The organism is Tenacibaculum caenipelagi, assembly GCF_004363005.1.
GTDB classification, from domain to species: domain Bacteria; phylum Bacteroidota; class Bacteroidia; order Flavobacteriales; family Flavobacteriaceae; genus Polaribacter; species Polaribacter caenipelagi.
In genome coordinates this window covers 37,430-55,461 of the sequence record NZ_SNYH01000006.1, presented here as the reverse complement: position 1 = coordinate 55,461, position 18,032 = coordinate 37,430, and the positions used below count along the sequence as shown (strand labels likewise).

Below are 18,032 nucleotides of genomic sequence, written 5' to 3'. Positions count from 1 at the left end.
TTTTTAATTTATTTGAACTAATGAACCTTTCAAAACAGCTATAGCACTTGTTGAGACTTCTGCTCCAGCACTACCTTCTGCTTTAAATTCTGCATTGGCTGTAATATTTACATTGGTTCCTTCAATACTTACATCTCCTGAAGCTTTTAATGATATATCTCCTGCACTTTCCATTGATATCCCATCGCTGTTTATCGTAATTATATTGGAGTTATCATCTTCAATTGTTATTGCTCCTTCATCTTCATCAAGTGAAATGATTTTTCCTGCGGGTGTTTCAATCGTGATTATTTTTTTATCATCATCAAACAACACTTTCATTTCGCTTCTGGTAATGATTCCTTTTTCATGATTGTCGTCTGTTGCTGTTATGGGGGATGGCTTTGCACTACTGTGCAACATTCCTAAAACAATAGCATCGTTAGGATCTTCATTGATAAACCCTACAATAACTTCATCACCTATTTCAGGACGAAAGAAAATTCCCCTATTCTCCCCAGCATCGGGTGAGGCTACTCTACACCAAATACCTTCTTCTTCGTTATTTACTATGGGAATTTGTATCAGAATTCTATCTTCTCCATCAGGATCTTCTTCTAATTGAGAAACAATTCCTACTTGCAATCCTTGAATAGCGGGTAATAATCCTGAAGCTGGTTTTGCTGAGATTTCAAAGGTTTCAGAAAACCATTCGGTTGAAAGCCCAAATTGAGCATTAGCAACCCAGTTCCCTTCTGAAATTACATGTTGAACTCCCGTTACATATATATTTCCATTAAACCTATCGCCCACACCTTCCAATTTTAAGATGGTGTTTGGTTTTACCGACGGTATTCCTTGAAATTTTACACGACCTCTTACTTTTGCTAATTGTTGAAATAACCACTTGGCATCTGCCCAATCTTGTAATTCGGTATCGGTTACTACACCACCGTGTCGTAACTCCATGCTTTCCAAACCAATGATTTCATTTAAATCTGAAACAGATAAATTTCCATTCAAACTTACATTAGGATCTTTTCCTTCAATTTCGATAACCTCTTGGTCAGCATGATTCCAACTATAGGCTGCTACTTTTTTTACTTGATGACGAGCATCAATTTCTGCATCAAAGTCTAATAATGAACCCCCAAAGGTTACCGTTTCTATTTCAGACTGACTTATATTTGGTTTGGCTATAGTTATCGTTCCATCATCTACAAAGCACAATTTCCCATTGGCTTGTGCTCTTGAAACAACAAAATCCCAATCTGAAGCATTGTATTGTACCAATTCAGCATGGTTATAGTTTGTGGCTTCTACTTCTTTAGCTAAACCGTAGTTTCCAATAATTTCTTCAAAAATGTCGCTATCAGTACTCTCGTAGAAATATTTACTTTTTCTACCTACCGTCATTTTTACAGCTTCATCTTTACATTCAACTATTAGTTGTGCTGAGTTGGCTCTAATTCTCAGATTGTGTTTAATAACAATCCCTTTGAAAATAGTTTCTTCATCAGAATGATACCCTGCTGTTATTTCAATTTCTTTTCCTGGAATTAACAACTCTTCATTACTCAACTTAAAATCTCTTTGAGAAGCATCTCCATCTAATAAAACAATTTGAGCAGTTGGTATTTTATTTACCTCTTTAGAAACAGTAATATTTTTTACCTCATATTGTTTTGAAAGTTCTTCTCCTTCAATCAAGATTTTAAACGTGACTAAATCGGCACTTTTTGAAGTTTGTATGGTTCCTGTATTATTCATCTAAGCAAATTTTTGTAAGGGTGGAAAAAAGATTTCTTGCCCAGGTTGCAATTTTCTGAACTGCATGATTTTATTTACACGAGCAACTTCTAAATAATATTTAGAGTCTCCATAAATACGATGACACATTAGCGGTAAGGTGTCTCCTGATTTTACTTTACGATAATGTGTTAAATCTGGTGATTGATTATTCTCTCTTGCTACTCGTAAATTATCATCAACAGTTCCTTTTACTTTTAGTTTTGCATTGGCTCGTAATGGGGTTCCATCTGGAGCAAATAATTTGTATTCTATAGAAAGATCTACTAAAGAACCTTTAAAGAGCAAGGCGCCCCATTTAATCATTAAATAATAAGGCTTGTGCTCTTCTCCACTGTAATCGAATACAATTTTTTTAAACGTATCAATCTTATCTATAATTCCATCTTTTAAATTGGAATCACCATCTATAACACCACTACTATCAAATAATAAATCTAAATCTAGTTCTTGTGGAGCAATTCTAGTAAAGCTTGGTTGTGTTGCACTTGTACCTTGCCCTTGTTGTTCAGTATATTCAGGCTTATAAGCAATCAAGTATTTCTCTGGATTAACCAATGTTGTAAATTCCCCATCAGCAACCTCATCGGTAAACTTATCGTCCTTATAAGCTTTTATGACTAATTTTTTTAACTCTCCTTGACTCATTATCGTTGTTTTTGTCTTTCAAGAATGTCCATTACTTCTTCAACACATGCTGCGACAATAGCTGCTGTGTTACCATTTTTTGAACCACTAGTTCTTCCTTGAGGTTCTGATTTTTCATCTACATTAATCTTGATATGCAATTCTTTAATAGTAATAGGCATGTTAGGCTACTTTAAAATAGTTGTAGGTTAATTCAAGTGTTTCTATAACCAGTTTACTTTCTTCAGCGTTAAAGTCTCCCACGTTCCATTTTATAGGATATGCGTGTACTACATTCCATGTTTGTATTGTCTGCTGATCTTCACCTAATAACATTACATTGATGTTTACGGGTTGTATTTCGAAGTTTTCTAGTGCCTTTTTGCACCATTTAATCACTTCTGAATCAACAAGCATTCCTCTCTTTAAAACTAGATTGGGATATTTAGAACGTACTGGAATTTTATGTTTGAATCTGTTTTCTCCTCCTTCGGCTATTTCTTCAGTTTCAAGGTCTACCGAGAGACCCGAAACTGATTGAAATGAATTGTCGCCATTTGAAGTTGAAATATCTTCAAACTCAACTTTAAAACTAAATCCTACTGGTGGATGATAGCTCATTACGATGACATTTTTAATTTTTCAATAGCCCATTCAGCTGTTTCAATAGCTATTTCATTACCATCAGCTTTTAAATCTGTAGGTTGCACTTTAGTGATGTATGCATTTTGAGCTTCCCATACTACTGCAGGGTCACCATTTTCATCTAATAACTTAATCGTTAGATCACCTCTAAATTGCTCTCCTCCTTCTTGAAAATAAACCGTTTTAGCCCATTGTTTATAAAACTGTTTACTTTCATCTACAAAAGTTCCTCTCTTCATCGTAATGTTACTATACTCAAACAATCCTGGTTGTTTTGATTTATGATATTCTTTATCTGCTCCTCCGCGATATTCTATTACTTTATTATCGAAACTTAACCCAGATACTTCTGTACAATTAAATTTCGTATCTCCAAAGGTTACTTCGAAGGAAAACTTTGGAATTGGATATGACTCTGCCATGATTCTTTATTTTTTTGGTTATGTTTTTTTAATTAGCTTACTCACTAATTGAGTATTTAAATAGTTTGACTTTTGCATCGAAATGCTTTTTGGTCTTTAAGCTAACACCTCATGAACTTAATCTGAGGTTATGCTTCTTGCATTTTGTGAGAGAATTTTAGAATGATAAATTCAGCTGGACGTACTACTGCCATACCAATTTCTATAATCATATTTCCTTCTAAAACATCTTGAGCTGTCATAGTTTCACCTAACCCAACACTAACATAAAATGCTTTCTCTGGTGTAGGTCCTGCTAAGGCTCCTGCTCTCCATTGTTGCGTTAAGAAATTATCGATCATTGCTTTTACACGTACCCATGTGTTTTTATCATTAGGTTCAAAAACAAACTGTTCAGTTGCTTTTTTAATTGACTCTTCTGCCATGTTAAAGAAACGTCGCACAGACACATATCTCCACTCATTATCATTCCCTGCAAGTGTTCTTGCTCCCCATACTAGATTCCCTTTTCCGACAAACGATCTGATAGCATTAACAGATTTACCCGCTTTAGTGTCTACATTTAAATCTTTTTGTTCATCATGTGATATTATAACAGATGGTCCATATACATAGTTTAAACCTACATTTGCTGGTGCTTTCCATACTCCTCTATCGGCATCAACTTTAGCATAAATTCCTGCCATGGTTGCACTAGGCGAAAGCTTTACAGGTAATAATCCGATTTCTGACTTTATTTTGTTGTACAATGCATTGTTCTCTGCTTTTAAGTCAGCTAATGAAGGTAATGTTGTTACTCCTCCTAAAAGATCTATTGCTCCTTTTAAAGCAAATAATTCATCTGCTGTTTTTTGCCCTTCTAAGTCTGTATAAATTCCATTATTAGTCATGTCAACTTCATCAGTAATTCCTAATAAGCCATATACATTGGTTGCATTTGAGGTTAAACTTCCGGTTAACTTAGCTTTAGTATCGTCTTGTTGTAGTTTAAATACTTTACTATGTAAATCGGCTAGAATAGCTTCTAAGTTATTGTCCATCCAAGTTGTCATATTAACACTTGGTGCTGTTAAAGAAGCTTCTCCTGAATCTTCAGCTGCTGAGATTAAATCATTAATCGATGAAGTAACATCTTCTAAATAGCTTATAATATTTTTAACATTAGAAATAGCATTGTTTTTAAACGATAATGCTGCTGTATTGTCTGCTGCTGCATCAATAGCATTTTCTGTATCAACTAATGCAGTTAATAAATCTTCTAATTTTGTTAAATCGATACCGTCTATTACATTGTCTGCTTGTACTGATAAACTCTCTTCAAGTCCTTGAACTTCAATACTACTTTCATTATAAGAAAAGTCTAAAATCGTATTTAAATATGGGAAGTAAGCTGCTCCATATTTTAAGTAATCTTTTTCTAAAGAAATTTTATCTCTAAGAGCTTCTACTGGATCTACATCTCCTCCACCATCATCATATTCTTTATCTGAATATGTATCAATAATTGTAAAACGATCTTGTAGTTTGTTACATTGAGTAAGTGCTAAAGAATATAAACTATAAAAATCTGCATCTGACGTTAATGAAGTTGCATCAGGAAATACAAGTAAGGTTACTTCGTCTATATATTCTACTTCTTCTAACCCTTCTTTTAAACCTTTAAATCCATTATTTCCTACTTCTTCAAGAAGTACTGGGTTTACATTGTTGTTTGTTCTTGCTGAAGAATAGGTTCCAACTGAGGTTATGTAACATGGACCTCCTCCGTTTGCAAAATACATCTGCATATTATAATACATTTTAAAAGGAGAAGGAGTACTTGGTTGTGTTACTATAATTTCTTCATTTGCTTCATTTGCATTAATTACATTGACTCCAATAGTTGTTTCTTTTTCAGAAAAACCAAAATAAGTTTCATACTCCAACATTGAAGTAATTCTTTTTGGTTCTAACAATAGGTCATCATCCTCTTTCTTTTTAGCTTTTTCTGTATATCCGATAAAAGCTGGAATTGCTGTTTCTACTTGAGCTACTGAAGGGGGAAACTTAACGATTTCCTCTACGTAGACTCCTGGTGTTTTGTACGCTGACATAATTACTAGTTTTTAATTTAACTTTTTGTTTATATAAATACTTCCGAATAATAATCTTGTGCCTCTTTCTTAATGCTTTCTGGAGTAGGATTAGGGAAATAATAATCTTCTTGTGGTACTGGAGAAACATCTTGTTTCGCTATCTCCACACGTCCATTCATCGTAAGAGGTTTCTCTTCTGATGTTGTCATAATTAGGTTTTCGCTAACTTTTGTATAACGCCAAAAAGTGCTTCTATTTTCAATGCAAATAGCAAACTGAGGAAACTCTTTTAACAAACATTGTTTAGGTACATCAAACAATTGTGTCTGCTCATTTTTAACCAAAATATCTTCTGTTAGTTTGGTATTATTATCTCCTGACACCTGAACTTGCATAATGCCTATTATTCCTGTGTTCTTTACTCTTGATACAAAATCATTCATAGTGTCTAATACTTTTTGCTCATCTTCATCTAAAGGGATAGTATTAGTTATTTTAGATTCTATAGTATCTATTATTGAATCTTCTATATTTGCTATGGTTACTAAGTTTGGAGTCGTTGTTTGAAACTCCTTTTCACTTTCGAGCTGATGCAATAACTTTCTTGTTTCACTGTCTGAGATTAAAAAAGAACTCCACTTTTTTACTTCTGCAATTGTTTCAAATAAATTAAGGACTGATGAACTTTTGTTTGATAGATAGTAAAGTTGATTCTCACTCTTTTCTATTACTTTAGAAAAATTCTCAAAGTACGGATGATGTACTTTTAAATAAAAAGTTAACACCAATGAGTTTGGTAATCTTAATATTGGGCTATACCTAGTAACCTCTTGATTTCCTTCTTCTGCTATTTCTGTTAGAGTTTCAGATAAAACTCGTATTCCTTTTTTATGCTCTCTAAATAATAATCTGTGATTTTTTAACGTTTCTTCTGTTTCCTTAGTTGGAATTATTCTTAAAAAATCATTGACATTATATTGCGCTTCTAAACTTTGTTTTTCCTTATCTGTAAGTGGTGTTATTCCATTATTCCCCCCTCCAAACTCAAAAAACATTCGTTCTCCTTCGTCTAAAAAATAAGAGTGATATATATTGATATTGAACAACGTTTTATACATAATCCTTTAATTTTTAATTATTGGTTTTTGTTCAATACCAGAGATGACAGTACCTTCTTTAGTTATGATATCTCTTTCTATTTCTAAAAGTGTTACTTTATAGAGTACTGAAGGATATTGTTTTCCTCCTAAAGTTCCCCATATGTAGTTGAGTTCTTCAAATGATGGTGTATATAATTGTGTAATAAATTTAAAGGTCTTTAAATCTCCTAATCCATCTATAGCTTCAAAATTTGTATTCTTATGTGTAAATACTTTTTTACCTTGAAAGAAGGCTAATATCTTAGTTAAGCTCTTTAATGATTCTGAATAACTAGATTTATCTACACTGAATAAGATATAAAGGTTTAAATATACTTTTGGATTTTTGTAACTAACCGTAGTGCCATTAATACGGTTATTAGAAGTGTTTTTTAAAGCAAACTCTTCTTGCGTATTAATTAATGTTAGCGAAATATCTGGATTATTTCCTGGAGAATTACCATCTCCTTCAGCCATGGCTATATTAGATAAATCCACAGATTTTTCGTCGAAATAATCATTTAATTCTTCTGTAATGATTTGTAATATCTCAAAAATCATTGATAATAAGTTTGGTTAGTTTTTGCGTGTAGATTGAGGGGTGCGCAATCAGACATTGTAAAATTAACCTCTCTTACGAAGAGTAACCGCAATGAAAAACTCTTTTAAAAAAGTAGTTTCTCCTAAAAATTTTTAAATAGAATTACAGGTAGTAAAAAGGGGAAAATCACCCTTACTTTTTTAAATAGTAAATTTTAAGTTTTAAGGGTAGTCAAACAATAAAACTCCTTACATACAGTGTATGCAAGGAGTTTATACTTTTTTTTGTTTTGTTAATTTAAAATAAGCACCTTGTTTTTTAATTCAATTCTTTTAATTCCTTTTCTATCATATAAGGAAAAACTTCATCAAAACGCTCAAAGTATGGCTCATTCATTTTGTATTCGGGCATTTCTTTAGCTTTTAAAAAGCATTCTTTAGCCTTGATATAATCTTTCTGATTTTTATAAATCAACCCTAATTGATAGTAAGCTTCAGGAAACATATTATATGCCCCTTTTAAGGATTTTTCAAAATTAATAATCGCGTTTTTGTAATCTTCTTTTTCTGCATAACACCTCCCTAAATAAAAAAACACTAAATGATTATCAGTAATATTAAACCCCAATTTTTCTTCTTCCTCATTCACCGTAATAAATTCTTTAATAGCTTCATCATACTTTCCCAATTTATACAATGCTTCTCCTTTTTGTAAACCGCAAGGCTCTCCCCAACAAGCACTATATTTATCTCCTGTAATTTTCTCTATTAAATCTACATCTTTTATAGCCCCTTCATAATCACGATAATAGTACAACAATGTCCATGCTCTATATTGCAATGCATTTACTTGTCCCTTAGCAGTATCAATATCTACAGCTTTATTAAGTATTTCCATCGCTTTTATATGATCTCCCACTTTTTTATACGAGTAAGAAAGTCGTTGAATATAATCTACTTTCTCTGGATGAATTGCAATAGCTGAATCTTTATACTCTCTATGTATTTGTGAAGGCTGTATAAAATAGACCGATATATCATCAAATCTTTTTGCTATAGAATCTCTCTCTTTATCTGTAAGTTTATCTGTAAGTTTATCTGAAGACATTTTATTTTCAGTCTTACAACTAAAAACAAAGGAAATAACAATAATAAATAATACTTTCTTTAAGGACATAGATCTACAATTTTACCGTTATCAACTTTGAACATTAAAAATGCATGAACATCTTTATAATTTGAAGTACTTTCTTCTATATTAGGCCAATCCTTAAGACTAGCCACTTTATTTACTAAGTGTTTGACTAATTCATTAGAAAAACTTGTTTTCTTATACTCTCTAGTCATTTGTATCAAGCCAAAGTCTCCTATCTTTTTATTACAGTTTATATTAAAATGAATAATTATATACCCTTTTTTGTTTTCCTGAACTTTAGGGATTCCGTCATTAACAAAGTTTATTAAGAACTCATTTCCTTTTTTATAAGTAACGTCATCATGATAATATTCTCCTTGATAGCCTTCAAAACAATTTTCAAAATCATTCGATTTCTTAACATAAGCATTAAAGTTCCCACTATTAAATGACGTTGAGTCAAATATTATCTTCTTTCCTTTAAGATCTCTTACTGAATAATCTTTCAACGAAATCCTCGAATCTGAAATAGCCGTGATTTGTAAAATAGGTAATGGATTATCTGTTTGTTTTGAAAGAGATAGAAATAGCTGATTGTCAATTTTGAAAAGTTCAAATTTCATACTTTGATGCTCTGAAATAATCTTCTCTTCTTTGTAATAATAGTTGGTTAGTTCTATAACTTTGTCTTCTTTAAAAGAATATACTTTTTCTATAACAAAATCTTCATTAGGATTATCATTTCCACTTTTCTCAACATTATATTTCCACACTTTCGATTCTAGATGCTTTCTAACACCTTCAATTTTCATGTTTATTTTATTAAAACTTGTCTTCTTGAAAACTGCCAAGTATTTATATATTGGACTTCTTGATTCATCTTTATACCTTGGAAAATTAATGGTATCCGATAAATCAAACATAGTTATCCTCTCGTTTCTCTTTCTACAAACTAGAAACTCTTTATCGGCTATTTTTAAAGCGTCTTTTTCCTTTATTGAATCAATCTGATGTTCTCCTATTATTTTTCCCATATGATTATACAAAGACAATTTTTTACCCTTATACTTAAATAAATATGGATAGGGTATAACCTTATCTAAGCTTCTATATGCGCCTATAAAAACATCTGATTCTTCCTTTTTACTACATTCCAGCAAAAAAGGAACTAATACTAGAAGTAAAAGCTTTTTCATTATTCAATTTTTCGTTTTTCTTTTTCTATCTTTTTATTGAGTCAACTCTCTAAACAAGCTTTCTAAGTCTTTGTTTTCTGTATTTAACCCTAGAATTTTCAATCCGTTTTCTTGTGCGAAGTCAAAAATTACAGGGCGCATATCTTCTTCTGAGTTGAAGACAAGTACCCAGTTGTTTTCTAAGGTATTCTTATAAGAAATTATATTAGGTAGTCTTTTGATGAACTGCTCTTCTAGCTTATAATCAAATGTAACTTTAATTACTTGTTCGTTACTTGTTTTTAGCTCTGAAATAGGTTTATCAATCACTATTTCTCCTTTATTGATGATTATCACACGATCACAAACCGCCTCTACCTCTTGCATAATATGTGTAGAAAGCAACACCGTTTTATCTTTTCCTAATTCTTTGATTAACTGGCGGATTTCAACTAATTGATTAGGATCTAATCCTGTAGTAGGTTCATCTAAAATCAACACTTCTGGATTGTGTAAAATAGCAGCTGCTAATCCTACACGCTGACGATACCCTTTTGATAGTTGATTTATCTTTTTATGTGCTTCTATCGATAATCCTACTTGTTCAATAACTTCAGTTACTTTAGTTTTGTCTATCTCGTGTAACGATGCTTGAAACTGTAAGTATTCCTTCACGTACATATCTAAATACAACGGATTATGCTCTGGTAAATATCCTATCTTCTTTTGAGCTTCGATAGGATTTGCAACAACATCGATTCCACTTACTAAAACATTTCCTTCTGATGGTTGAATAAATCCAGTTAAGATTTTCATTGTTGTCGATTTCCCTGCTCCATTAGGCCCTAAAAAACCTACTATTTCTCCTTTATTTGCTTCAAAAGAAATAGCATTTACTGCTTTTTGTGTTCCGTAGATTTTAGATATTTCAGTAAGTTGTATTGACATGTTGCTTTTCTGAGTATAATGATGAAATTCTGAAAACAAATTCAAGTTCAGAATGGCACAAATTAACGTTTCTCATAAGAAACGAAACTATAATCGTACTTATTTTTCTCATCGGCTTTAAAATCTTCTCGAGCTACTTCTTTCCAAATAGTCTTATCTATTTCAGGAAAAAAAGCATCCGCCTCAAAATCTTGGTGTACTATAGTTATATCCAAACGATCCACTAAGTTTTGTTCTAAAGCTTGTTTATAAATTTGTGCTCCTCCAATAATGAAAGCATTATTACCTTCTGTTAATTCAATCGCTTGTTCTATACTATTCGCTATAAAACATCCATCTTTAAAATAATCGTTATTTCTAGTAATGATAATTGATGTACGATTTGGCAATGGTTTTCCAATACTTTCAAAAGTATTTCGTCCCATTAAAATATGATGCCCAGAAGTAATTTGCTTAAACCGTTTTAAATCGGCAGGTAAATACCAAATTAAGTCATTATCTTTTCCTAAAGCATTATTTTTTGCAATTGCAGCAATAAGTGTAATCATAAATCTTTGTTGAAGGGTTTACATATTTTTAACCCATTCTTTAATGTATCCTGTAAGGTCTCTTTTCTCTGTAATGGCTTCTCCTAGTCCATCCGTTTTAATATTATCTACTAACGTATGGATCGCTCTTAACACATTTTCATCATGAATTTCTGCTATTTTTTCGTAGAGAGCATCTTTTAAAACATCAATATCTGTGGTCATTTTTATAGAATTTAGCTGGTTTCTTACAAATTTACTAAACAAACTATAAAAAATAAAGTTAAATTATACAGCTACGATTCCTTTGATGTGTGGATGCGGATTATAATCAATCAACTCAAAATCTTCAAAAGTAAAATCTTCTATGTTTTTTATTTCTGGATTGATTTTCATCTTCGGAAGTGGTCTTGGATCACGTGATAATTGCAACTCTAACTGTTCCTTGTGATTGTTATAAATGTGTGCATCGCCAAACGTATGAATAAATTCTCCCGCTTCATAACCACAAACCTGAGCTACCATCATGGTAAATAATGCATACGACGCAATATTAAACGGAACTCCTAAAAAGATATCGGCACTGCGTTGGTATAATTGACACGATAGTTTTCCGTCAGCTACATAAAACTGAAAAAACGCATGACATGGCGGAAGCGCCGCTTTACCATTGGTTACGTTTTCTGCAAACGATTTAGAAGTATCTGGCAATACAGATGGATTCCAAGCTGACACCAACATTCTACGACTATTAGGATTCTTTTTTAAGGTGTCAATAACTTCTTTTAACTGATCTATCTCATCGCTATTCCAATTACGCCATTGATGACCATACACTGGACCCAAATCGCCCTTTTCATCTGCCCATTCATTCCAAATACGCACCCCATTTTCTTGCAGATATTTAACATTTGTATCTCCTTTTATAAACCATAACAATTCATAAATTATTGATTTTAGATGTAACTTTTTAGTCGTTACCATCGGAAAACCTTCACTTAAATCAAATCGCATTTGATATCCAAAAACACTTTTGGTTCCTGTTCCTGTTCTATCTCCTTTTTCATTTCCGTTGTCTAAAACGTGTTTTACTAAATCTAAATACTGCTTCATCCTTCTTCGTTTAATCGTTAAAATATTGAATTACTTAACAGAGTAAAAATAAAAAAGCATCTACAAAAAAAGTAGATGCTTTTAAAATTTATATTAAGAAGTTATCAACTATGATTACGCCCAAATACAATTTCCGTTACTTTGGCAATAACCATAATCACAAAACTCATAACCACTTGCAAACCTTGTGCAACACATGTTATGTCCTTTACAATAGGTGTAACCTCCACCGTTAATTTCGTTTTGTTCGTTTTTTGATAAAATTTTAATTCCGTTTAAATCTTTTAGTTTTTTCATTATAGATTAAATTTCGAGGGTTAATATTGACATAAATATATCAAAAAAACAACACAAACAAAACTATAACATTCAAAAACAACAATTTAAGTAATTTTGATTATTAAAATTGTTTTTATCCAATAATCATTCCTGCAATAGTTGCCGACATTAATGAAGCAATAGTCCCTCCAATTAAAGCCTTCATACCAAATTCTGATAAGTTCTTACGTTGCCCTGGTGCTAATGAACCGATACCTCCAATTTGAATTCCGATAGAGGCAAAGTTTGCAAAACCACACAACATATAAGTTGCCATAATTACTGACTTATTAAACGTTAAATGCGTAGCACTAGCTGCATTTTTCAATTCTGCTAATTGAATGTAACCTACAAACTCACTTGCTGCTAGTTTAATACCTAACAACTGTCCCATTAATGCCATATCTTCTTTAGCGACCCCTATTAACCACATTAACGGAGCAAAAAGATACCCTAAAATTGCCTCTAATGAAAACTTAGCATACGAAGTGTTTTCTGCCATCCAAGAATTTAATGAAGTAATATCTCCTGCCCATCCTAAAATTCCATTTATCATTGCTATAAAAGCAATAAACACTAATAACATTGCTGCAACGTTCATTGCTAAATTCAATCCTTCAGTAGTACCATTGGCAATGGCATCTAAAATATTTGATCCTATTTTTTCTGAAGACACTTGTACATTAGTATTTACTTCTTCAGTTTGTGGATATAATATTTTTGAAATGATAATTGCGCCTGGAGCCGCCATTACAGAAGCTGCTAATAAGTGCTTTGCGTATAACAATCGCAACGCTTCATCATCTCCTCCTAAGAAACCAATATAAGCTGCTAATACCGCCCCAGCAACCGTTGCCATTCCCCCTATCATTACTAATAAGATTTCAGAACGGTTCATTTTTTCTAAATACGCCTTAATTAATAAAGGAGCTTCGGTTTGACCTAAGAATATATTTCCTGCAACTGATAAACTTTCTGCTCCTGAAATTTTTAATCCTTTCGATAACAACCATGCTAATCCTTTTACTACTTTTTGAATAACTCCTAAGTAAAATAGTAAAGAGGTTAATGCAGAAAAGAAAATAATCGTTGGTAATACTTGGAAAGCAAAAATGAATCCGAAAGAATCCATATCAGCTACTAATCCGCTGAATAAAAATTCACTTCCTGCTCTTGTAAAGTCTAGCACACTTACAAATAAGCCTCCTATTAATTCAAACGTTTTTTGTACAAAAGGAATTTTTAAAACCCCAATAGCAATCAATAATTGAACAGCCAATCCTATCCCAACCGTTTTCCAATCAATTCCTCTACGATTAGCACTAAATAAAAAAGCAATAACTAGCAAAGAAATCATTCCTAATACTCCTCTCCATAAGCTATGCATAGAAAAACCTTGACTTGGAATTATTTTGCTAACACCTTGTGTTATTTTTTGCTCTTTTACTATTGAAGCTACCTCTGGTTTTGTCGTAAACTTGTACAACTTATTTTTTTCAGAAAGGGTAAGTACTTCATCAGTCAATTCAACTACATTATAATAACGAACCGTGTCTTTTGGTTGATTATAATTAAAAATTAATAAGTTGTTTTGGTGAATATAATTACCCGAAGCTTGTAAACTATCTTTTGCTACTAATGTATAATTAAAATTTCCTTCTGATAAATTAAGAACATCGGTAGTATCTATTGAAATAACCGATTCCCCTTCGGTTGTTGTAATTGATGAGAAATTCCACTTTTTTTCAATGCTTTGACTAAAAGTTATCATCGTAACGCAAAGCATTATGAAAGTAAATAGTTTCTTCATTTTAAATTATTTTAATTAAGAACGTTTGCTGATTTCATCACGGATTTTTGCCGCCAACTCATAATTTTCATTGGCTACAGCATCGTTAAGTTGTTCGTGTAATTCTTCTAAAGATAAGTGTGAGTAGTAGCCTTCTTCTTTTCCTTCTTCCTCTTCTAAAGAAAATTCTATTTCGTCTTCGTCATCATCTGAATCTAAATCCTCCTCAATAGTTAATTCTTCATCCATTTTTAAATAAATACCTGCTTTATCTAAGATGTTTTCATAGGTAAAAATTGGTGCCTGAAAACGAACTGCCAATGCAATTGCGTCAGATGTTCGTGTATCAATCACCTCTTCAATACCTTCTCGCTCGCAAATTAAGCTTGAATAAAATACTCCATCTACCAATTTATGGATGATAACTTGTTTAATTACAATAGAAAACCTATCCGCAAATGTTTTAAATAAATCGTGGGTAAGAGGTCTTGGTGGTTTAATTTCTTTTTCTAGAGCTATGGCAATTGATTGTGCTTCAAAAGCCCCTATTATAATAGGTAATGTTCTAGTTCCTTCCATTTCGCTTAGCACTAAAGCATACGCCCCACTCTGTGTTTGGCTATACGAAATTCCTTTTATAGTTAGTCTTATCAAGCTCATTTACAATCAATCATAAAAGCAAAAACTGTCTAAATTTAGGCTCTTCGCTTAAAATTTTAGACAGCCTTCTTAAGTGGGCACAATTTACTAAAAATTATGAGTTGACCCCTAATTTCTAGAAAAAGAAAAATATACCACTAAATTACGCTTGCTTAAACGCTTTTAATTTCTCTACTAATTGTGGTACTACTTCGAAAGCATCACCAACAATACCATAATCTGCAGCTTTAAAGAAAGGTGCTTCTGGGTCAGTATTGATAACTACTTTTACTTTCGATGCGTTAATTCCTGCTAAGTGTTGGATTGCACCTGAAATACCTATGGCAATATATAAATTTGAAGCTACTGGTTTACCTGTTTGACCAACGTGCTCGCTATGAGGACGCCATCCTAAATCCGACACTGGTTTAGAACATGCTGTTGCAGCTCCTAAAACCTCTGCTAACTCTTCAACCATTCCCCAGTTTTCAGGTCCTTTTAAACCTCTACCTGCAGAAACAACGATATCTGCGTCAGCAATCGTTACTTTTCCTGTAGCCTTACTAATACTTTCTGATTTTACTCCTAATTCTGGTAATGAAGCGTCGAAACTTTCAACTGCTCCACTTACTGCATTTTCATGCGCTCCATAAGAGTTTTTAGCTACACCAACTACTTTTTTCTCTGTTGAAATTTCAGTATTGTTAAATCCTTTATTTGAGAATGCTTTTCTCTTAACAACAAAAGGACTTGTGCTACTTGGTAACGCTACTGCATTAGACGCATATCCTGCTTCTAAAGCTACTGCTACTAATGGACCAACAGTTAATCCGTCAACACTAGAATCAATAATTACAGTAGTTGCTCCTTTTGCTTCTGCAACTTGTTTAATGATTGAAGCATATGCTTTAGCATTAAATGATGTTAAATCATTCTTCACTTCAACAACTTTTTCTGCTCCGTAAGCATATAATTCAGAAGCATCTCCTCCATTAATAGTTAAAACTACTAAATCGCTTCCTAATTGTTCTGCTACTTTTTTTCCGTATGAAACAACTTCAAAAGCTGTTTTTTTGAATTTTCCTTCCGATGAATCGGCAAAAACTAATACAGACATATTTTTTATATTTTATTTGTCATTAGGTAAAAGCCCCAACAACATGATTTTAATTTTTAATTAGATTACTTTCGCTTCGTTATGTAATAAGTTGATTAAATCATCAACATTATCAACTAACTTAACCGCTCCTTTTGGCGCTGGTTTTTCAAAGTTTTGAGTTACCGTTGCTGCAGTAGCTCCTGTAGGCTCAACTACATTTAATGGCTTTTTACGAGCCATCATAATTCCACGCATATTAGGAATACGCAAATCTTTTTCTTCTACGATTCCTTTTTGTCCTGCAATTACCATTGGCAATGTTGAAGATACTTTTTCTTCTCCTCCATCAATCTCTCTACTTAATGTCACGTTTGTTCCGTCTACCTCAACACCAACACACCCATTAACAAAGTTAAAATCTAATAAAGAAGCTAACATTCCTGGCACCATTTGTCCGTTATAATCAGCAGATTCTTTTCCTGCTAACACTAAATCATATCCTCCATTTTTAACAACTTCAGCTAACTCTTTAGCAACCATCAATCCATCTGTTGGTTCAGCATTTACGCGAATGGCATCGTCTGCTCCAATTGCTAATGCTTTACGTAAAGTAGGCTCGGTAGTAGCACCTCCAACATTCACTACAGTTACACTTGCTCCTTGTTTTTCTTTAAACCACATTGCACGAGTTAAGCTAAACTCATCGTATGGATTAATAACATATTGAACCCCGTTAGTATCAAACTTTGTGTCGTTATCAGTAAAGTTGATTTTTGAAGTAGTATCAGGTACATGACTGATACAAACTAATATTTTCATATATCGTTGTTTTAAAGAAACTTAATTTTGTGCGACGAAGTTAAGGATTTTTTTTAATTTACTATGCGTGCATAATAAAATTTTTCCCCTACCTTAATCTGCCTCAAATTTAAGGTATTATTATCACTTAATCATTTGTTGTTTTAAAGCTACAATATTACTCGTATTTTTATTATTTTTGCACTCTTGATAAACAACTACTTATAAAACGTATGAAAACAGTACAATTTAGAGAAGCCGTTTGCGAAGCAATGAGCGAAGAAATGCGCAGAGATGAAAGCATTTATTTGATTGGTGAAGAAGTTGCTGAGTACAACGGAGCATATAAAGCCAGTAAAGGAATGTTAGACGAGTTTGGAGCGAAACGTGTAATCGATGCTCCTATTGCCGAATTAGGTTTCGGTGGTATCGCTGTAGGATCTGCAATGAATGGTAACCGTCCTATTGTTGAATATATGACTTTCAATTTCTCATTAGTTGGAATTGATCAAATTATCAATAACGCTGCAAAAATTCGTCAAATGAGTGGAGGACAATTTAACTGTCCTATCGTTTTTCGTGGGCCAACTGCTTCTGCAGGTCAATTGGCTGCAACGCATTCACAGGCTTTTGAAAGTTGGTTTGCTAATTGCCCAGGATTAAAGGTTATTGTACCTTCGAATCCTTATGATGCAAAAGGTTTATTAAAAGCAGCAATTCGTGATGATGATCCAGTAATTTTTATGGAATCTGAGCAAATGTATGGTGATAAAATGGAAATTCCTGAAGGAGAATACATCATTCCTATTGGGGTTGCCGATATTAAAAGAGAAGGTACTGATGTTACAGTTGTTTCTTTCGGAAAAATCATCAAAGAAGCATACAAAGCTGCTGACGAATTAGCAAAAGAGGGAATTTCAATAGAAATTATCGATTTACGTACAGTTCGCCCAATGGATCATAAAACCATTTTAGAATCTGTAAAGAAAACGAACCGATTAGTAATTTTAGAAGAAGCATGGCCTTTCGGAAGTGTTTCATCAGAAATTACGTTTAGAGTACAAGACGAAGCATTTGATTATTTAGATGCACCAATAAAAAGAATTACAACTGCTGATGCACCTGCACCTTATTCACCAGTATTATTAGAAGAATGGTTACCGAATGCAAATGATGTTATTACTGCTGTAAAAGAGGTGATGTACCGCAAATAGTAAAAGAAAAAAAGAAATTGAAAATAAATTAAAAATCCTTT

20 protein-coding genes are annotated in these 18,032 nt (G+C 32.7%); 1 reads left to right on the top strand and 19 read right to left on the bottom strand.

Annotated features, from left to right (window positions below):
- Positions 1–3: 3 nt before the first annotated feature.
- From vgrG to DFQ07_RS13095, 19 genes are all read right to left on the bottom strand, one after another.
- Complete coding sequence (vgrG, locus tag DFQ07_RS13180) at positions 4–1,749, bottom strand: type VI secretion system tip protein VgrG (RefSeq protein WP_133537640.1); 1,746 nt, start codon at positions 1,747–1,749, stop codon at positions 4–6.
- On the bottom strand, positions 1,750–2,436 hold the full coding sequence (locus DFQ07_RS13175) for a CIS tube protein (RefSeq protein WP_133537638.1): 687 nt from the start codon (positions 2,434–2,436) through the stop codon (positions 1,750–1,752).
- A complete protein-coding gene (locus DFQ07_RS15665) occupies positions 2,436–2,597 on the bottom strand; it encodes a DUF5908 family protein (protein WP_166627794.1) in 162 nt (53 codons plus the stop codon). The genes DFQ07_RS13175 and DFQ07_RS15665 overlap by 1 nt, the downstream gene beginning before the upstream one ends.
- 1 nt (position 2,598) lies before the next feature.
- Entirely contained in the window at positions 2,599–3,036 is a 438-nt protein-coding gene (locus DFQ07_RS13170; RefSeq protein WP_133537636.1) for a phage tail protein, read from the bottom strand.
- A complete protein-coding gene (locus DFQ07_RS13165; protein WP_133537634.1) occupies positions 3,036–3,482 on the bottom strand; it encodes a phage tail protein in 447 nt (148 codons plus the stop codon). The genes DFQ07_RS13170 and DFQ07_RS13165 overlap by 1 nt, the downstream gene beginning before the upstream one ends.
- 128 nt (positions 3,483–3,610) lie before the next feature.
- The gene (locus DFQ07_RS13160; RefSeq protein WP_243743992.1) at positions 3,611–5,575 is read right to left on the bottom strand and encodes a phage tail sheath family protein; all 1,965 of its coding nucleotides are present in this window, start codon (positions 5,573–5,575) and stop codon (positions 3,611–3,613) included.
- A 29-nt stretch (positions 5,576–5,604) separates the two neighbouring features.
- Positions 5,605–6,675: a hypothetical protein gene (locus DFQ07_RS13155; protein WP_133537630.1), complete on the bottom strand. Its 1,071-nt coding sequence runs from the start codon at positions 6,673–6,675 to the stop codon at positions 5,605–5,607.
- A 6-nt stretch (positions 6,676–6,681) separates the two neighbouring features.
- The gene (locus DFQ07_RS13150; RefSeq protein WP_133537628.1) at positions 6,682–7,257 is read right to left on the bottom strand and encodes a DUF4255 domain-containing protein; all 576 of its coding nucleotides are present in this window, start codon (positions 7,255–7,257) and stop codon (positions 6,682–6,684) included.
- A 298-nt stretch (positions 7,258–7,555) separates the two neighbouring features.
- Complete coding sequence (locus DFQ07_RS13145; protein ID WP_208107704.1) at positions 7,556–8,344, bottom strand: tetratricopeptide repeat protein; 789 nt, start codon at positions 8,342–8,344, stop codon at positions 7,556–7,558.
- A gap of 59 nt (positions 8,345–8,403) precedes the next feature.
- Complete coding sequence (locus tag DFQ07_RS13140) at positions 8,404–9,405, bottom strand: hypothetical protein (protein WP_133537625.1); 1,002 nt, start codon at positions 9,403–9,405, stop codon at positions 8,404–8,406.
- A gap of 195 nt (positions 9,406–9,600) precedes the next feature.
- On the bottom strand, positions 9,601–10,494 hold the full coding sequence (gene gldA / locus DFQ07_RS13135; RefSeq protein WP_133537623.1) for a gliding motility-associated ABC transporter ATP-binding subunit GldA: 894 nt from the start codon (positions 10,492–10,494) through the stop codon (positions 9,601–9,603).
- Between the two features lie 62 nt (positions 10,495–10,556).
- Entirely contained in the window at positions 10,557–11,042 is a 486-nt protein-coding gene (locus DFQ07_RS13130; protein ID WP_133537621.1) for a dihydrofolate reductase, read from the bottom strand.
- A gap of 18 nt (positions 11,043–11,060) precedes the next feature.
- Positions 11,061–11,246, bottom strand: coding sequence for a hypothetical protein (locus tag DFQ07_RS13125; RefSeq protein ID WP_133537619.1), 186 nt, complete (start codon positions 11,244–11,246; stop codon positions 11,061–11,063).
- A 63-nt stretch (positions 11,247–11,309) separates the two neighbouring features.
- Positions 11,310–12,134, bottom strand: a complete 825-nt coding sequence (locus tag DFQ07_RS13120) for a thymidylate synthase (protein ID WP_133537618.1) — start codon at positions 12,132–12,134, stop codon at positions 11,310–11,312.
- Positions 12,135–12,248: 114 nt separating this feature from the next.
- Positions 12,249–12,431 carry a hypothetical protein gene (locus DFQ07_RS13115; protein ID WP_133537616.1) on the bottom strand — a complete coding sequence of 61 codons (183 nt, stop codon included), beginning with the start codon at positions 12,429–12,431 and terminating at the stop codon, positions 12,249–12,251.
- 115 nt (positions 12,432–12,546) lie between these two features.
- Positions 12,547–14,262, bottom strand: a complete 1,716-nt coding sequence (locus DFQ07_RS13110) for a NupC/NupG family nucleoside CNT transporter (RefSeq protein WP_133537614.1) — start codon at positions 14,260–14,262, stop codon at positions 12,547–12,549.
- Positions 14,263–14,277: 15 nt separating this feature from the next.
- On the bottom strand, positions 14,278–14,901 hold the full coding sequence (locus tag DFQ07_RS13105; RefSeq protein ID WP_133537612.1) for a bifunctional nuclease family protein: 624 nt from the start codon (positions 14,899–14,901) through the stop codon (positions 14,278–14,280).
- Between the two features lie 142 nt (positions 14,902–15,043).
- A complete protein-coding gene (locus tag DFQ07_RS13100) occupies positions 15,044–15,997 on the bottom strand; it encodes an electron transfer flavoprotein subunit alpha/FixB family protein (RefSeq protein WP_133537610.1) in 954 nt (317 codons plus the stop codon).
- 60 nt (positions 15,998–16,057) lie between these two features.
- On the bottom strand, positions 16,058–16,798 hold the full coding sequence (locus DFQ07_RS13095; protein ID WP_133537608.1) for an electron transfer flavoprotein subunit beta/FixA family protein: 741 nt from the start codon (positions 16,796–16,798) through the stop codon (positions 16,058–16,060).
- A 212-nt stretch (positions 16,799–17,010) separates the two neighbouring features.
- Between DFQ07_RS13095 and DFQ07_RS13090 the strand changes: the two genes are divergently transcribed.
- A complete protein-coding gene (locus DFQ07_RS13090) occupies positions 17,011–17,991 on the top strand; it encodes a pyruvate dehydrogenase complex E1 component subunit beta (RefSeq protein ID WP_133537606.1) in 981 nt (326 codons plus the stop codon).
- Positions 17,992–18,032: the final 41 nt, after the last annotated feature.

Bases quoted from the DNA above. Each gene is read 5' to 3' on its own strand.
- vgrG (WP_133537640.1), bottom strand. From the start codon at position 1,749: ATGAATAATACAGGAACCATACAAACTTCAAAAAGTGCCGATTTAGTC.
- DFQ07_RS13175 (WP_133537638.1), bottom strand. From the start codon at position 2,436: ATGAGTCAAGGAGAGTTAAAAAAATTAGTCATAAAAGCTTATAAGGAC.
- DFQ07_RS15665 (WP_166627794.1), bottom strand. From the start codon at position 2,597: ATGCCTATTACTATTAAAGAATTGCATATCAAGATTAATGTAGATGAA.
- DFQ07_RS13170 (WP_133537636.1), bottom strand. From the start codon at position 3,036: ATGAGCTATCATCCACCAGTAGGATTTAGTTTTAAAGTTGAGTTTGAA.
- DFQ07_RS13165 (WP_133537634.1), bottom strand. From the start codon at position 3,482: ATGGCAGAGTCATATCCAATTCCAAAGTTTTCCTTCGAAGTAACCTTT.
- DFQ07_RS13160 (WP_243743992.1), bottom strand. From the start codon at position 5,575: ATGTCAGCGTACAAAACACCAGGAGTCTACGTAGAGGAAATCGTTAAG.
- DFQ07_RS13155 (WP_133537630.1), bottom strand. From the start codon at position 6,675: ATGTATAAAACGTTGTTCAATATCAATATATATCACTCTTATTTTTTA.
- DFQ07_RS13150 (WP_133537628.1), bottom strand. From the start codon at position 7,257: ATGATTTTTGAGATATTACAAATCATTACAGAAGAATTAAATGATTAT.
- DFQ07_RS13145 (WP_208107704.1), bottom strand. From the start codon at position 8,344: ATGTCTTCAGATAAACTTACAGATAAACTTACAGATAAAGAGAGAGAT.
- DFQ07_RS13140 (WP_133537625.1), bottom strand. From the start codon at position 9,405: ATGGGAAAAATAATAGGAGAACATCAGATTGATTCAATAAAGGAAAAA.
- gldA (WP_133537623.1), bottom strand. From the start codon at position 10,494: ATGTCAATACAACTTACTGAAATATCTAAAATCTACGGAACACAAAAA.
- DFQ07_RS13130 (WP_133537621.1), bottom strand. From the start codon at position 11,042: ATGATTACACTTATTGCTGCAATTGCAAAAAATAATGCTTTAGGAAAA.
- DFQ07_RS13125 (WP_133537619.1), bottom strand. From the start codon at position 11,246: ATGACCACAGATATTGATGTTTTAAAAGATGCTCTCTACGAAAAAATA.
- DFQ07_RS13120 (WP_133537618.1), bottom strand. From the start codon at position 12,134: ATGAAGCAGTATTTAGATTTAGTAAAACACGTTTTAGACAACGGAAAT.
- DFQ07_RS13115 (WP_133537616.1), bottom strand. From the start codon at position 12,431: ATGAAAAAACTAAAAGATTTAAACGGAATTAAAATTTTATCAAAAAAC.
- DFQ07_RS13110 (WP_133537614.1), bottom strand. From the start codon at position 14,262: ATGAAGAAACTATTTACTTTCATAATGCTTTGCGTTACGATGATAACT.
- DFQ07_RS13105 (WP_133537612.1), bottom strand. From the start codon at position 14,901: ATGAGCTTGATAAGACTAACTATAAAAGGAATTTCGTATAGCCAAACA.
- DFQ07_RS13100 (WP_133537610.1), bottom strand. From the start codon at position 15,997: ATGTCTGTATTAGTTTTTGCCGATTCATCGGAAGGAAAATTCAAAAAA.
- DFQ07_RS13095 (WP_133537608.1), bottom strand. From the start codon at position 16,798: ATGAAAATATTAGTTTGTATCAGTCATGTACCTGATACTACTTCAAAA.
- DFQ07_RS13090 (WP_133537606.1), top strand. From the start codon at position 17,011: ATGAAAACAGTACAATTTAGAGAAGCCGTTTGCGAAGCAATGAGCGAA.